General features: G+C 61.4%; 14 protein-coding genes. 5 read left to right on the forward strand and 9 right to left on the reverse strand.

Translation table 11 applies throughout. The features are described 5' to 3' along the window. The first annotated feature begins 118 nt into the window (after positions 1 to 118). On the forward strand, positions 119 to 658 hold the full coding sequence (gene thpR / locus E8K79_RS13620) for an RNA 2',3'-cyclic phosphodiesterase (RefSeq protein ID WP_136515201.1): 540 nt from the start codon (positions 119 to 121) through the stop codon (positions 656 to 658). A 237-nt stretch (positions 659 to 895) separates the two neighbouring features. On the opposite strand, the gene E8K79_RS13625 is transcribed toward thpR, so the two are convergent. The 4 genes from E8K79_RS13625 to E8K79_RS13640 form a co-directional block, all read right to left on the reverse strand. Beyond that, complete coding sequence (locus E8K79_RS13625) at positions 896 to 1,714, reverse strand: flagellin N-terminal helical domain-containing protein (RefSeq protein ID WP_136515202.1); 819 nt, start codon at positions 1,712 to 1,714, stop codon at positions 896 to 898. Between the two features lie 440 nt (positions 1,715 to 2,154). Further along, positions 2,155 to 2,880: a DUF1847 domain-containing protein gene (locus E8K79_RS13630; RefSeq protein ID WP_136515203.1), complete on the reverse strand. Its 726-nt coding sequence runs from the start codon at positions 2,878 to 2,880 to the stop codon at positions 2,155 to 2,157. An 11-nt stretch (positions 2,881 to 2,891) separates the two neighbouring features. Continuing rightward, a complete protein-coding gene (locus tag E8K79_RS13635; protein WP_136515204.1) occupies positions 2,892 to 3,194 on the reverse strand; it encodes a DUF2288 domain-containing protein in 303 nt (100 codons plus the stop codon). Positions 3,195 to 3,204: 10 nt separating this feature from the next. Beyond that, a complete protein-coding gene (locus E8K79_RS13640) occupies positions 3,205 to 3,849 on the reverse strand; it encodes a YceH family protein (protein ID WP_136515205.1) in 645 nt (214 codons plus the stop codon). A gap of 250 nt (positions 3,850 to 4,099) precedes the next feature. On the opposite strand from E8K79_RS13640, the gene E8K79_RS13645 reads away from it, so the two are divergent. Then, the gene (locus E8K79_RS13645) at positions 4,100 to 4,558 is read left to right on the forward strand and encodes a hypothetical protein (RefSeq protein WP_135869042.1); all 459 of its coding nucleotides are present in this window, start codon (positions 4,100 to 4,102) and stop codon (positions 4,556 to 4,558) included. Between the two features lie 111 nt (positions 4,559 to 4,669). Here the strand turns inward: E8K79_RS13645 and E8K79_RS13650 are convergent, their stop codons facing one another. After that, positions 4,670 to 4,876, reverse strand: coding sequence for a MerR family transcriptional regulator (locus E8K79_RS13650; RefSeq protein WP_135869041.1), 207 nt, complete (start codon positions 4,874 to 4,876; stop codon positions 4,670 to 4,672). A gap of 216 nt (positions 4,877 to 5,092) precedes the next feature. On the opposite strand from E8K79_RS13650, the gene E8K79_RS13655 reads away from it, so the two are divergent. Continuing rightward, positions 5,093 to 5,602 carry an FKBP-type peptidyl-prolyl cis-trans isomerase gene (locus tag E8K79_RS13655; protein WP_135869040.1) on the forward strand — a complete coding sequence of 170 codons (510 nt, stop codon included), beginning with the start codon at positions 5,093 to 5,095 and terminating at the stop codon, positions 5,600 to 5,602. A 93-nt stretch (positions 5,603 to 5,695) separates the two neighbouring features. Beyond that, positions 5,696 to 6,706 (forward strand): tRNA dihydrouridine synthase, encoded by a 1,011-nt coding sequence (locus E8K79_RS13660; protein ID WP_136515206.1) that lies wholly within the window; start codon positions 5,696 to 5,698, stop codon positions 6,704 to 6,706. Positions 6,707 to 6,722: 16 nt separating this feature from the next. On the opposite strand, the gene E8K79_RS13665 is transcribed toward E8K79_RS13660, so the two are convergent. Beyond that, positions 6,723 to 7,973, reverse strand: a complete 1,251-nt coding sequence (locus E8K79_RS13665; protein ID WP_136515207.1) for an MFS transporter — start codon at positions 7,971 to 7,973, stop codon at positions 6,723 to 6,725. A gap of 158 nt (positions 7,974 to 8,131) precedes the next feature. Here E8K79_RS13665 and E8K79_RS13670 point away from each other — a divergent pair, with 158 nt between their 5' ends. After that, positions 8,132 to 9,175 carry a GMP reductase gene (locus E8K79_RS13670; RefSeq protein ID WP_135869037.1) on the forward strand — a complete coding sequence of 348 codons (1,044 nt, stop codon included), beginning with the start codon at positions 8,132 to 8,134 and terminating at the stop codon, positions 9,173 to 9,175. Positions 9,176 to 9,417: 242 nt separating this feature from the next. On the opposite strand, the gene E8K79_RS13675 is transcribed toward E8K79_RS13670, so the two are convergent. The 3 genes from E8K79_RS13675 to ovoA are packed head-to-tail and all read right to left on the reverse strand — an operon-like array spanning position 9,418 to position 13,139. Continuing rightward, on the reverse strand, positions 9,418 to 9,879 hold the full coding sequence (locus tag E8K79_RS13675; RefSeq protein ID WP_136515208.1) for a DsrE family protein: 462 nt from the start codon (positions 9,877 to 9,879) through the stop codon (positions 9,418 to 9,420). Between the two features lie 3 nt (positions 9,880 to 9,882). After that, the gene (locus E8K79_RS13680) at positions 9,883 to 11,037 is read right to left on the reverse strand and encodes a MalY/PatB family protein (RefSeq protein ID WP_136515209.1); all 1,155 of its coding nucleotides are present in this window, start codon (positions 11,035 to 11,037) and stop codon (positions 9,883 to 9,885) included. Then, positions 11,034 to 13,139 (reverse strand): 5-histidylcysteine sulfoxide synthase, encoded by a 2,106-nt coding sequence (gene ovoA / locus E8K79_RS13685; RefSeq protein ID WP_136515210.1) that lies wholly within the window; start codon positions 13,137 to 13,139, stop codon positions 11,034 to 11,036. Before ovoA ends, E8K79_RS13680 begins: the two co-directional genes overlap by 4 nt. Between the last annotated feature and the right edge of the window lie 147 nt (positions 13,140 to 13,286).

Below are 13,286 nucleotides of genomic sequence, written 5' to 3' on the forward strand. Positions count from 1 at the left end.
AGATGGGCGCCTTTACTTTCAGATCACCAAAGCTATACTGTTTAGCATTCCCGCCCTGGTTAGTCAACCATTTTTTTGCGTCGACGGCAAACAGAGCTTCACGCTGACAGGAGGAATCGTGGCTAGGCTTTTCATAGCGATCGAACTACCCGATGAGATCAAGGAGACTCTCTCATCCTTTTGCTGTGATCTACCCGGTATGCGCTGGGTGCCGACGGACCAGATACATCTCACCCTGCGCTTTCTTGGAGACGTGCAGGCAAAAGAGACGGCCAGACTCAAGGAAGCCTTGGCCGCGATCGCCTTCGCACCTTTTCCGCTCACCGTGCAGGGGGTCGGGCACTTCCCTCCCCACGGGCAGCCGAGGGTACTGTGGATCGGCCTCGAAGAATCGCGCCCACTTCTCGAACTGCAGCAGGGCATCGAAACGGCTGTAGCCGGGGTCGGCATCGTACCGGAGGAGCGCCGCTTTTCACCACACATAACGATCGCCCGCATAAAGGAAAACGCTTCAGCCGCGGTGAAGCTTTTCGAGGCAAAGCATCGCCCGCTCAGCTTTCCGCCATTCACCGTCAACGACTTCGTCCTCTTCTCGAGCGTCCTTAGCCCGAACGGGGCGACACACCGCAGGGAGGAGACTTTCCGCTCCCGATCCTGACACCGGCACCTCAACAAAGGTGCGCCATCCGTCAAAATACCGTCAGAAAAACCTGGTAGGCGTCGATCTTCCGCTAGTCCCCCTCTCCCGGAGGGAGAGGAATGTGGACGTTGTACCGCGAAAGGTCATAAATAATCACGAAAAGAAAAGCTGCTTGCGAAGGGATTAAACAGTGGGGCTGGCGGGGGACCAAAGGTCGCTCCGGAGGGGGGCTCCCCCTCCGGAACGGGTTGAGGTTTAGAAGAGTTTGAGGACCGACTGCGCTGCCTGTGAAGACATGGACAGCGAGGTGGTACCCAGGCTCTGACGGGTCTGCAACATCAGCATGTTGGCGCCTTCCTGGTTCATATCGGCCAGTGTCAGGTTGTCGGCGCCGGTCTGCAGCGTGTTGATCATCGAGTCCGTGAAGTTCTGACGGATAGTGATGACGTTCAGGTTCGCAGCCAGGGTTTGGGTGTTGGTCCTGAGGGTCGAGATCGCGGTGTCCATCTTCGCCGTGTCGGTAGTGATGTTGGCGTTGGTCTGCCAGTTGCTGGTGACGCCACCGAGGCTCAGACCGGTGGAGTTGGCGAGGAAGCCGACGACGTTGAGGCTGGAGCTTGCGTTCTCATTGAAGTTGACGGTCAAGGTGTTGGTTGCGCTCAGCAGGTTGAGGCCGCGGTACCCGGAGTCCGAGGAGATGTTGTCGATCTGGGACTGGATTGTTGAATACTGGGACCCCAACGTGGACCTGGTCGTGGTGTCGCTGGTGGATAGGGCGGATTGTGCGATACCTTTTGCTGCGTTGATCAGGCCAGTGATGGCGGTAATGCCAGCGTTGGCTGCGGAAACGGTCTGCACCGCCTCCGCCATGCCGTCCTTGCGGTCGGCGAGGTCGCTGGCGCGCTGACTGGCGTTCTGCGCGGCAAAGTAGTTGGTCGGGTTGTCGAGTGCACTATTCACCTGCTTGCCCGAGGAAAGCCTCTCCTGCGTTCTGTTCAGGAGTTTGCTGGTCGATTGCAGGTTGAGTAGGTTGGTCCTCATTCCTGCTGTTAAAGAAATCTCGCTGGTTGACATGGTGTTTCCCCCTTCTGGTTTGGTTCCCGGCTTTCTTGCCGGGTTTTTTGTTGCGGCCGATATAGGGGAGGCCTCTTTCACCATGCATGCCGTCTGATGGCACAACTTTCCGACAGGAGAGAGGGCGGGGGGCGGGGTATCGGCCAGGTCAAGCCGTAAAATATGTATAATTTCTGGGGTTTATCGCGTAAAAAATGATCATTACTGACATCAAAGTGACGTAAAATCACCATATCGACCGGTGAAAGGCCTTTAATATTAACAATTTTCCCGAGGCCTTATCGACGGACCAGATTCTGCCTGAGACAGCCCGCGGCCTTCCCCCTTGTCAAAAAACCGACACCGTAAGCAGCACTTCCGAAGGGTGCGTCAAAAATAAAAAAGCCCATCCATCGCGATGATGGACGGGCTTTGGGCCCTGTAATCTTTTGAAGTCCGGCCTATTCCACCACCATGGGCCCCTTCTGCAGCCTCTTATAATAGAAATTCTGGCCGTACAGGACGGCGGCGGGGTTGTGGCCGGTGACGCGGTCTTTTACAACCAGGGTGGTAACCGGGGCCTTCGAGTACTTGTTAAAGAGCATGTCGTGCCCTACGCAGAGGCCAACGATCATGTTCATGTCGGTCCCAAGCCCGTTGCAGATCTCGGCCTGGGCGATCGGGTTGCACGCCGGCTCGAAGGTCCCCGGGCGCACCTTGTCGCTCTCGGCGAGTCCCAGATCGTTCTTGTCGATGCTCCCCGCCTTGCAGCAGACGCTGTACGGCGTGAACCCCTGTGCCTTCAGGATGGCGACCAGCCTCTCGCACTCATCCAGAAGCCCGATGCAGGTAGCGATGCCGATCTTTTGGTACCCCATCAGCTTTGCAAAGGCGATGGTGTCCTCGACGCGGGTCCAACGTGCGTTCACCGCGTCGCTTCCCGGGATGGGCTGGTAGCAAAGCCCCTCGACACGTGCCGCCACAAAGGCCATCTTCGCGTCTTCCCCCTCACCTTTCATCAGCTCGAGTGCCTCAGCGATCACCTCGCCGTGCGTCCCGGCAGGACAGTTTCCCGGGTGCGGCGGGGCTACCGCCGGGTCGCCGCTCCAGCAGTTGGTGGTGCCTTTCTTTTGCCAGACCGCGCTGCAATGCGAACAGCTGACACCCGCTCCTTGCTCGTTTTCCATGCCGCCTCCTTCTACCCCGCTGCCGGGGCCGGTTCCTGGATCAAAACGTAGGGAGAAATAATCAGGCATTTGAAGGTCCTCCCGTCCTCCGCGTCCCACGTGCGAATCTGCTCGAGCGACGGCTTGGTGAGAAGCGCGGAGGAGAGCCAGCGCTCGACGGTCTTCACATCGTCGGCGGCCAGCGTGCTCCCCACCTCGGCAAGCTCCAGCAGCGGGTCCACGATGATGACGCCACCCCGTTCGAGATGGGCCCTGAGCGACAGCCAGTCGGTGATGTCCACCTTGGTGGCAAGCTCTTCCCTGGAAACAGTCATGACAGCACTCCTATTCGAAAGATTTCCTGAATTCATCGATGGTGAGGCGCAGGGCCGCCACTTCCTCGCGTAGATCGGCCACCTCCTGTTCCAGTTTGGCGATCCGGTCGTCGCCCCCGCTGTTGCGCGGGGCTTCAGGCACCGCCGCTTCGCTCAGGTCCGGCTCGCCTGCGAAGAGCTGACAGTAGCGCGACTCCTTGCGGCCAGGCTGGCGCGGCAGGCGGACCACCAGGGAAGGAGTCCGCTCCATGAGATCCTGCAGCACACTTTCCACCTCGGCCAGGTCAGCGAAAGGATGCATCCGCTCACCACGGGTCCTCAGTTCCCCGACGGTCTGCGGGCCGCGCAGCATCAGCTCGCACAGCACGGAGAGTTCCGCCGGGGAGAAGCGGAACTTCTCCACCAGGGTGTGACGGTACTTGGCGACGCGCCCACCGGTGCCCGAGATGAGGGCGAACTGCTTGAAACGGAGCGAGTCGAGGGCGCCGGTCACCTCGGCCTCGTCGAGGTTCAGCACCGGGTCGCGGTTCGACTTCTGGTTGCAGGCGTTCACCAGTGCGTTCAGGGAAAGAGGGTAGTATTCCGGGGTGGTGAGCTCCTTCTCGATAAGGGAGCCCAGCACCCGCAGTTCGATTCCGTTCAATGTCACATCCATTAAAGGGCCTCCTATTGCGCCATCTTGACGGGGGACACGCCCCCATAAAACCGCCAATAAAACAGGATACGTCGGTCTGCCGGCGCCCCCACGGCGCGAAGTCGCTACAACTTACTAGATTCCACGTGGCGGTTCAATCCAAAAAGATAGTCACCTATCGTCCAGACTGGAAACTTGTAAAACAATATTTTATTTGTTATGTTATTGCAAGCTGAGGCTGCAGCAGGCAACACCGACCAAAGGAGACGACATGCCGGCTATCCTGGACCAGAAGAAGATCAACAAGACCGTCAAGATATTCACCGTGGCGCAGTTCGGACTTATCGCGCTGTTGGTGTACACCGCGGTGAAGTTCCAGCACCATCTGCTGGCATTGAATAGAGGGTATCGGTTCATGAACGGCGTGGTCGCCGCGTTCGTGATCCAGCTCCTGCTTTTCTACCCGATCTACCGCTTCGCGGCCAAGGAAGCCGAGCGCGATTTCTCGTTGATCGACAGGGAACTGAGCGAACGGGAATCTAAAGAATTCTCCAAAAAGAAACGCTGGGCCGACATCACCAAGATTTCCACCCTGGGCTTCTACTTCATCTTCTCACTGGCTGCACCCGCGGACCCCTTCATACTGAGCATCATCATCTACAGCTTCCTGCTCACCATCCTCACCTACCTGCAGTGCTACAGCTTTGCAGTGAAGAAGCTCAGCAAGTGATACAACTGACAACCTGGAGACTTAACTAAAGGCAAAGGGTGACGGGCGATTTTCTCCCGGGGGCAGCTTCGCTCTCCCGGGAGATGCCCCGCAGGCAGGTTACTTCTCGGTTCATTTCTTTGATTCAGCGGATTTCGAGCACACCTGGGCGGTCCGCTCCTCGGGCAGCCCCAGCCACTCTTGGAAGCTTTCATGGCCGGAGGGGTTCTCTCTTTCGAACAGGGTATGCCAGTGCCCGAGCAAGTTATCATCGACGCCCAGGGCCCTGAACCTGGAGTTACGCTCTTCAATGGTCACTTTCTTCCTCGGTTCCATCATGGCCGGTCCTCCTTCCCCCCTTTATTCAATGATTTCACATTGCCACTCACACTGTAAAGCCTCGCGTACCACGCCAGGCGAGTGACGCAAAGTGCAGAACCGTCGAGAAAAAAAGAACCCGTGAGAGATTTTACTGGACGAGCGGGGGGCGTCCCACGTAACATCCCCCTGAATAGCCACGGGCTAGATATCAACCCCACAGAAGGAACAAATTAAATGGCATTTGCAAAAAAAGGCGACAAAGTTCTCATCAATTACACCGCAAGCCTGGAAGACGGTTCGGTCTTCGACACCACCATCAAGGAAGCCGGCTGCTGCGAAGACGACGACTGCGGCTGCGATGATGACTGCGGCTGCGACGACGACGGCTGCGGTTGCCACGAGACCGGTCCGCTCCCCATCACCATCGGCAACGAGGACTTCTTCCCGCAGATCGAGGAGGCCCTGGTCGGCATGGCTCCCGGCGAGAAGAAAACCATCGTGATCCCCGCCGCTGACGCTTTCGGCGAGTACGACGAGGACGAGGTCTTCGCCATCAGCCGCGAGCAGCTGACCGGCGACATCGTCCCGGAAGTAGGCATGGAACTGGAACTCACCGGTGAGGACGACGAACCTGTAGAGGTGGTCGTGGTCGAGGTGAACGAGAGCGCCATCGTGGTCGACGCAAACCACCCGCTGGCGGGCGAGGACATCACCTACGAAATCGAACTGCTCGAAATAGCCTAGATACCTGAAGAAGGAAGACCGGGAGGGGGATCAACCGTCGCACGAAGCGATCGGGGAAGTCCCCCTTCCAGTCCCTCGTAAGATACATCCCCGATGAACATGCCGACCTCAGAAGCAAGCATTCCCACCTCCGAACCGCAAACGAAGCACGTCCTCCCCTGGAATCCCGGGGATAAACCGCTCATGCTCGCGCCGATGCAGGGGCTCACCAACCGCGCCCTGCGCGAGGCGTTCACCACCTGGGTGCGTCCGGACGTGGTGTGGACCGAATTCATGCGGGTGAATTCCCAATCCGAGAAAAAGCTCCTCATGCCGGGCGACCTGCGCGAGATAGCACCTGCCGAGAACGGCGTGCCACTCGTGGTGCAGCTGATCGGGCACGGGCGCGACGCGCTGGTCGCTGCAGCCAGGACGGCGCAGAACGCGGGGGCGGTGCACATCAACCTGAACATGGGATGCCCCTACGGTCGCATGACCAGCGGGCTGACCGGAGGGGGGATGCTGAAGCGCCCGGAACTTCTCGAGGAGATCATCCCGGCGCTGCGGGAGACCATCCACGGCTCGTTCTCGGTCAAGATCCGCGCGGGTTACGAAGATCCCAGGCAGATCTTCTCGCTCCTTCCGCTCTTCGAAAAGGCGCGCGTGGACTTCCTCGTGCTGCATCCGCGCACGGTGCGCCAGGCGTACGAGGGGCTGGCCGACCACGCCGTCACCGCCAAGGTGATCAGGCAGACCTCCATCCCGGTCATCGCCAACGGCGACATCCGGAGCACCGCCTTCGGCCTTAAGCTCCTGGAGGAAACCGGTGCCGCGGGGCTCATGCTCGGGCGCGGCGGCGTCGGCGACCCGATGATCTTCGAGAGGCTGCGCGGTCGCGCTGCCGAGCCGGATCCCACGGAGCGGCGCGCCATGCTGCACCGCTACCTGAACGACCTCCTGCCCCGCTTCTGCGCGCTCTTTTGCGGCGACATGCAGGTGCTCGGCAAGATCAAGGGGGTCGTCTCCCAGGTGGAAGACCCGGAACTCGAACGTGAGCTGAAGCAGCTCACCCGCGCCAAGAACCTGAACGCCTTCCGCGCCGCAATGGAAGCCCTCGCCGTTTAGCCCTCCTGCCTTTTATCTATTTTTCCCAGTAATCCCTTGCGAAGAAGAACATGGCCGCGGCCAACGCCTGAACGCCGACCGGGAAAAGGAATGCCGAATGGAAAGCCTGCGCCGTCGCTTCCGGCGTCGTCTTCCCGACCGCATCGATGATCCCCCCCATGATCTGCTGCACCGACGCCGCTCCGAGCAGCACGAACAGGTTGATCGAGGTGAGGGCGGTGCCGACGATGGAGACCGGGAACATGGACCGGTTGATCGGGTAGATCATCACGCCGCTTGAAACGGCGAGCCCGAGGCATAGGAAAAAGACGGCCAGAAGTGGCATAGAGAGGTGGTCGAGCGGCCCCTGGAAGGCCGTCATCAGGATGAGCAGGATGATCTGCCCGCCGAGAAAGGTTTTCTTGTAGGAACGCACGAGCTTTCGGGCGATGCTGTCGATGACGAGGCTGCCGCAGATGAAGCCGATCGAGGTGCACATGAGCATCCGCCCCGTCTCTTCCCGGGTAAGCTTCAACACCTCCATCAGGTATGGGCCGCCCCAAAGCCCCTGCACCGCGAGATAGCAGCCGTACCAGGCGAAGGCGAGCCCGGCCAGGAGCCAGAAGTCCCGGTTGCTCGTGATCCGCTTCCATGCCTCAAGCATCCCCATAGCCGGGGGCGCCGGTTCGCTCGTCGTGTTCTCACAGGCAGTAGCGGGCCGGTCCTTTACCACCAGGAAAACGAGCAGTGTCGCAAGCGCCTGCATCACGCCGACGGTCAGAAACGAGTTGCGCCAGCCGATCCAGGAGACGGCGAGGGCAAGCGGCGCCGTTCCCGCCAGGTTGCCCATGTTCCCCACCGCCACCATTAGGCCGGACGCCTTGCCGAACTCCTGCTTGGTGAACCAGTGGCTGAAGAGGCTGAAGGTCGCCATGAGCACCGACGCGGTCCCCAGGCCGATGAGAACCCGCGCGACGAGCGCCTGTCCCATGCCGGACGCCTGCGAGAAGAGGACACCCCCCACAGCGGTCAGCACGCCGCAGCCGCTGATCACCACGCGGCTCCCCAGCCGGTCGATCATCGGTCCCAGCGGAATCTGGGCCGCGGCATAGACATAGAAGAGGATACTGGAGAGGGAGCCTAGCTCGGCAGGCGTCAGCTTAAGGTCACGCGCGACGTCCTTGGCAACCACCGCGAGCGAGACGCGGTAGAAGTAAACGAGGATGTAGATCAGTGCCAGAATGCCAAAGATGATCCAGCGCTGACGGCGCTGGCGGTGATCGAGCATGCGTAGTACCCCCGGCGGCACTCTATCACAGCACCCCGCCAAACTCAACCAACCCGGCGAAATCACACGTTCCTTGTGCTCGATCCTTTTTCCTGTACTCTCTTTACTGGTCCGACACAGGGCTGATCCGCATTTCACACAGTACCGGAGGCATCCAGATGTTTCTCGAGAGTGACGTAAAACTTGGATTCAGCGACGTGCTGATCAGACCGAAGCGCTCGAACCTGAAAAGCAGGTCGCAGGTCGATCTGCAGCGGCACTTCAGGTTCCTGCATAGCAAATACGACTGGACCGGCGTGCCGGTCATCGCCGCAAACATGGACACCACAGGCACCTTCGAGGTGGCGGACCGGCTGGCGGAACACGGGATGCTGACCGCGTTGCACAAGCACTACACCATCGCGCAGTGGGACGCCTGGCTGGAAAACCACAACCACGGCGACGACATCTACAACCGCATCATGGTAAGCACCGGCACCTCTGATGCCGATTTCGACAAGTTCTCCACCATCATCGCCAATCATCCCAAGCTGCAGTTCATCTGCATCGACGTCGCGAACGGCTACGCAGAGAGCTTCGTCGAATTCGTACAGCGGGCGCGCGACGCTTTTCCGGAGAAGACCATCGTCGCGGGCAACGTGGTCACCGGCGAGATGGTCGAGGAACTCCTCCTGTCGGGGGCGGACATCGTGAAGGTCGGCATCGGTCCCGGCTCGGTCTGCACCACGCGGGTCAAGGCGGGCGTCGGCTACCCGCAGCTCTCCGCGGTGATCGAGTGCGCCGACGCGGCGCACGGTCTCGGGGGGAGGATAATCTCGGACGGCGGCTGCACCTGCCCCGGTGACGTCGCCAAGGCGTTCGGGGGAGGGGCCGATTTCGTCATGCTCGGGGGGATGTTAGCTGGCCACGACGAGAGCGGCGGCCAAGTGGTGGAGCGCGGGGGGCGGCAGTTCAAGCTCTTCTACGGCATGAGCTCGGCGACCGCGATGGACAAGCATTCGGGCGGCGTCGCCCATTACCGGGCATCGGAAGGGAAGACGGTGGAAGTCCCCTACCGGGGACCGATCGATGAAACGGTGCGCGACATCCTCGGGGGGGTGCGTTCGGCCTGCACCTACGTCGGCGCCTCGGCGCTAAAAGAGCTCACCAAGCGGACCACATTCATCCGGGTGCAGGAACAGGAAAACAGGATCTTCGGGTGATTTCGGGTAGCTTCATCCGGGAATTCGGGCAACGACGATTAAGTGTGTCCACGAAGCGCCGCACGTGACTTCGCGCTCCCCCCTTCGCAAAGGGGGGAACGTAGGGCATGCTCTCTGCTGCGACAAGAAACATCATTGGCTCCCTGCAATGCCCAGAAGCACCCTCAGGTGGCGCAGCGATCCTGGGGCAACGCCCTCACCCCCTTCGCACAGGAAAAGCTACGGGGGGTGAGCCTTCCACATCAATTCAGGCTGATCACCGCGTAACCCTTGTTCTGGTAGCCAATCAGCGAGGTGAGCCCGTTTCCCACCAGCTTCACCTCCGGGATCAGTTGCGCGGGATCGGCCTTGAAGACCCGCACCGCCACCGCGCAGACCTCAAAACGTACCCCCTGTTTCTTCAGCCCCCGGATCAACTCCATCGCCTCCTTGTCTATCACGGAAGCAGTCAGCAGTTTCACCCCCGGCCCGCGGAAGGAAACCACCATCTCCGGGCGCACCCCTTGGGTCTTCATCCCTTCCAGCGTCTCGGCGAGGAGCTCCAGGTTGAAAACGAGCCTCTCCATATCCGGGACCCGGACATCGAAGATGACCCGCGCGCTCTTAAGCCCGGCCAACGCCTCGTGGTCGTCAGGCTTGGGTGCTGCCTGCGACACTCCCGCAAACAGCAGCAAAAACAAAAGCGGCAGCAACCGTTTCAGCATACGTCACCTCCCGGGCACCCCCTCGAGGGCCACCCTCATGCGCCTGAGCGCCTCCCGCAGGAGTTCGCGGCGGCAGCCGAAGTTGAGTCTCACGTATCCGGGAAGCCCGAAGTCGCTCCCACCGGAAAGCCCAACACCTGCGTTCTCGAAGAACGCCACCGGATCCTCGATCCCGGTGGACCGCACGTCGATCCAGGAGAGGTAGGTCGCCTCCACCCGCGCCACGGGGAGTCCCAGTGCGGTCATCTCCCGTTCCACGAGCTCGCGGTTTTCGCGCAGGTACTCGACCAGTTCCCGGCGCCACGGCTCGCCGTGCCGGAAGGCCGCCTCGGCCGCGGTGTAACCCAGGAGATTCACGTGCGGAACGATGCGCCCCATCGCCTTCCTGAAGGCGCGACGGAGGGTGTCGTCCTCGATGACGGCGAAGGAGCAGCCAAGGCCCGGGACGTTGTAGGTCTTGCTCGGCGCCATAAGCGTGATGGTGCGCCGGCTCGTCTCCGGGGAAAGGGTGGCGATCGGGATGTGGGCGACACCGGGCTCAAGGACCAGCCCGGCGTGGATATCATCGCTGCAGATCACCAGTTCGTGGCGCGCGGCGAAGGCGTCGAGCGCGGTCAATTCCTCGCGGCTCCAGACCCGTCCCACCGGGTTGTGCGGGCTGCACAGAAGGAGCTCGCGCGTCTTCGGGGTCACCGCCGCCTCGAGGGCGGCAAGGTCTAGGCCCCAGCGCCCTTCCTCGCAGGCAAGCGGCACCTTGATCACGTTTCTTCCCGAGAGGGGCGGGGCCGACATGAAAGGGGGATAGACCGGGGTGAAGGTGATGACGTCGTCGCCCGGCTCACCCACGGCGCGGCAGGAGACGTTGAGGCCGGTGACGAGACCCGGCAGCCAGGTGATCCACTCTTTTTTGACCTGCCAGTCGAACTCCGCCTCGAGCGATGCGATCACCGCGGCCGCGAGCCCCGCCGGGGGGGCGGTGTAGCCGAAGACGCCGTGGCTCACCCGCTCGTGCAGCGCCTCGATGACCGGCGGGGGCGAGCGGAAATCCATGTCCGCCACCCAGAGCGGGATGATGTCCCGCCCCTCGTACTTGTCCCACTTTTCGCTCGCGGTGCCGCGCCGGTCGATGATCTCGTCGAAGTCGAAGTTTCTCGTCATTTAAGCTCCCATACGGTTAGTTGTGCGATGCTGTGCTGGAACTTCCTGCGCGTCTCCCGTATCACGAACGGGACGTCGCGCGGCTCGCCCAGCATCCGGAAATACGGCTCGAGCTCGGCCTTAAGCCCGTCCAGAGTCCAGACCGGCTCACCCGCCTCACGGTACCCCCCGAGCCACTCCTCCTTCTTCGTGTACTCCTCGAGCCAGGTGTAGGGGGAGGCGAGGACCAGGAGACCGCCCGGGTTCAGCCGTCCGCGGATCCCGGTGAGGAAGCGGCGCGGCGAGTAGAGACGGTCCAGAACATTGGCCGCCAAGACGAGGTCGTAGCCGGTGAACTTATCGGGGAGGTTGCAGGCGTCTCCCTGGAAGAAGCTCACCCGGTCACGCACCCCGGCAAGCCCCAGTTCCTCCAGGCCAAGCTCGTGGTAGGAGACGATGTCCCCCTCCTCGGGAAGCGCGTAACGGAGGTACCCCTCCTCCTGCATCCGGGCCGCAAGTCTGAAGAAACGGCTGGAGAAGTCGATGCCGGTAACCTCGCCGAAGCCCTGCGCGAGCTCGAAACTCGCGCGCCCCACGGCGCAGCCTAGATCAAGGGCGTGCCCCGTCGCGCGTCCCGAGGCGACCTCGAGGCAGATCTCGGCGCACGCTTTGGGGAAGTTGGGCACGCCGAAGTGCTCCGCCCCGTAGTGGGCGTCGCAATACTGCGCCGCCAGCGCGTCGGTCTCGTAGGGGTCATCGTGCAGCTCGATTGCGTGCGTGCTCTCCACGTAGCGAAAGCCGGCGTGCTGGAAGAAGTGACGCCGGAAGGCGTAGCGCGACTCGCGGGTTGCCTCGTTGCCGGTGGAGATCCAGGAGCCTCCCTTGATCAAGTTGTGACGCGTGTCGAAGGTAGGCGTGGAGAAATCGTCGTACCAGGGATGGATCCTGAAGCCGTGGAAGGCGTAGATGGGGGTCTCGGTCCACTGCCAGACGTTGCCGATGATATCGTAGAACGCGTCGAAACGGAAGCGGTCCACCGGGCAGGAAGAGGCCCAATACGCAAGGTTGATGTTGCCTGGCACCTCGCCCCACCCCTGCGGGTCTTCAATCCCCGCCAGGTCGTACATGCGGTACCACTCGTCCTCGCTCGGCAGTCGAATCGCCTTGCCGGTCCTTGCCGCGAGCCAGTTGCAAAATGCCTTCGCCTCCAGGTAGTTCACCTCGACGGGCCAGTTCCAGGGGAGGTCGATCTCCTCGGCCATGGTACGCAGCCCCCACCCATCCCCGCGCTTCACCCAGAAAAGCGGATGCTCGGCGTTACGGAAGGTGCGCCAGCGCCACCCTTCCTCGGTCCACCAGCGCTCCTCGCCGTAACCTCCCGCCTCGACAAAGGCGAGGAACTCCCGATTGGAGACCAGGTACTTCGAGGCGGCGAAGGCGCCGACCTCCGCCTCGTGGCGGCCGTACTCGTTGTCCCAGCCGTAGAGCGGGTGCCCTTCCTCTTTCCCCAACACCACCTTTCCACCCGGCACCGGGATAAGCTCGTTCACCGGCGCCTCACCGGCGTCGCGGCAGACATCCCAGAAGTCGAGGCGGCGCACCCGGTCGATGGGGAGCTGGCGGATCAGTACCGAGGAGGTCTCCAGGTGGATGCGTTCGTGCTCGATCCCCATCATGATGGCCCAGAAGGGGCTTTCCCAGGTGACGGGGAGGGTGAGCGGCAGGGTGGCGATGAGCCCCGCCACGAGCTCGCGCACCTGGTCGCGGTACGCCTTCACCTCAGCGCGGGTCGGCCAGTCGTAGTGGGCCTCGTTCAGGTCGTCCCAGGACATCTCGTCGACCCCTACCGCGAAGAGCGACTCGAAGCGCGGGTTGATGCGCTTCTCGATGACGCGCGCGATGACGAGCTTGTTGATGAAGAAGGTCGCAGTGTGGCCGAAGTAGAAGATGAGCGGGTGACGCAGTCGGTCCGCCCTCAGATAGAAGGCGCCGTCATCCTTCAGCGTGTCATAGAGGAGTTCGTCAATGGAAAAGGTCGCGTGAAAATACTCAAGGATCTCCGCCCGCTTTTGCTCGGGGTCCCCTTCGTTCAGTACAACTGAATGTGTTTTCTTCAGATCCATCTCAGCCCTCGCACTTGGTAGTCATGCCATATTTACTTCAAGAGGAAAGTTACCGTTAGAATAGTACCAGAACTTTCCACTCAGGCATGACACAGACAGGTGAAGGGGCGGTTCCGCTTCAAAGAGAGTTCTTCAGGCAATTCCGGG

Origin of the sequence: Geomonas edaphica (genome assembly GCF_004917075.1) — a bacterium.
Lineage (GTDB): Bacteria > Desulfobacterota > Desulfuromonadia > Geobacterales > Geobacteraceae > Geomonas > Geomonas edaphica.

Coding starts and splice junctions, on each gene's coding strand:
- E8K79_RS13625 (WP_136515202.1), bottom strand. CDS start 1,714: ATGTCAACCAGCGAGATTTCTTTAACAGCAGGAATGAGGACCAACCTA.
- E8K79_RS13630 (WP_136515203.1), bottom strand. CDS start 2,880: ATGGAAAACGAGCAAGGAGCGGGTGTCAGCTGTTCGCATTGCAGCGCG.
- E8K79_RS13635 (WP_136515204.1), bottom strand. CDS start 3,194: ATGACTGTTTCCAGGGAAGAGCTTGCCACCAAGGTGGACATCACCGAC.
- E8K79_RS13640 (WP_136515205.1), bottom strand. CDS start 3,849: ATGGATGTGACATTGAACGGAATCGAACTGCGGGTGCTGGGCTCCCTT.
- E8K79_RS13645 (WP_135869042.1), top strand. CDS start 4,100: ATGCCGGCTATCCTGGACCAGAAGAAGATCAACAAGACCGTCAAGATA.
- E8K79_RS13650 (WP_135869041.1), bottom strand. CDS start 4,876: ATGATGGAACCGAGGAAGAAAGTGACCATTGAAGAGCGTAACTCCAGG.
- E8K79_RS13655 (WP_135869040.1), top strand. CDS start 5,093: ATGGCATTTGCAAAAAAAGGCGACAAAGTTCTCATCAATTACACCGCA.
- E8K79_RS13660 (WP_136515206.1), top strand. CDS start 5,696: ATGAACATGCCGACCTCAGAAGCAAGCATTCCCACCTCCGAACCGCAA.
- E8K79_RS13665 (WP_136515207.1), bottom strand. CDS start 7,973: ATGCTCGATCACCGCCAGCGCCGTCAGCGCTGGATCATCTTTGGCATT.
- E8K79_RS13670 (WP_135869037.1), top strand. CDS start 8,132: ATGTTTCTCGAGAGTGACGTAAAACTTGGATTCAGCGACGTGCTGATC.
- E8K79_RS13675 (WP_136515208.1), bottom strand. CDS start 9,879: ATGCTGAAACGGTTGCTGCCGCTTTTGTTTTTGCTGCTGTTTGCGGGA.
- E8K79_RS13680 (WP_136515209.1), bottom strand. CDS start 11,037: ATGACGAGAAACTTCGACTTCGACGAGATCATCGACCGGCGCGGCACC.
- ovoA (WP_136515210.1), bottom strand. CDS start 13,139: ATGGATCTGAAGAAAACACATTCAGTTGTACTGAACGAAGGGGACCCC.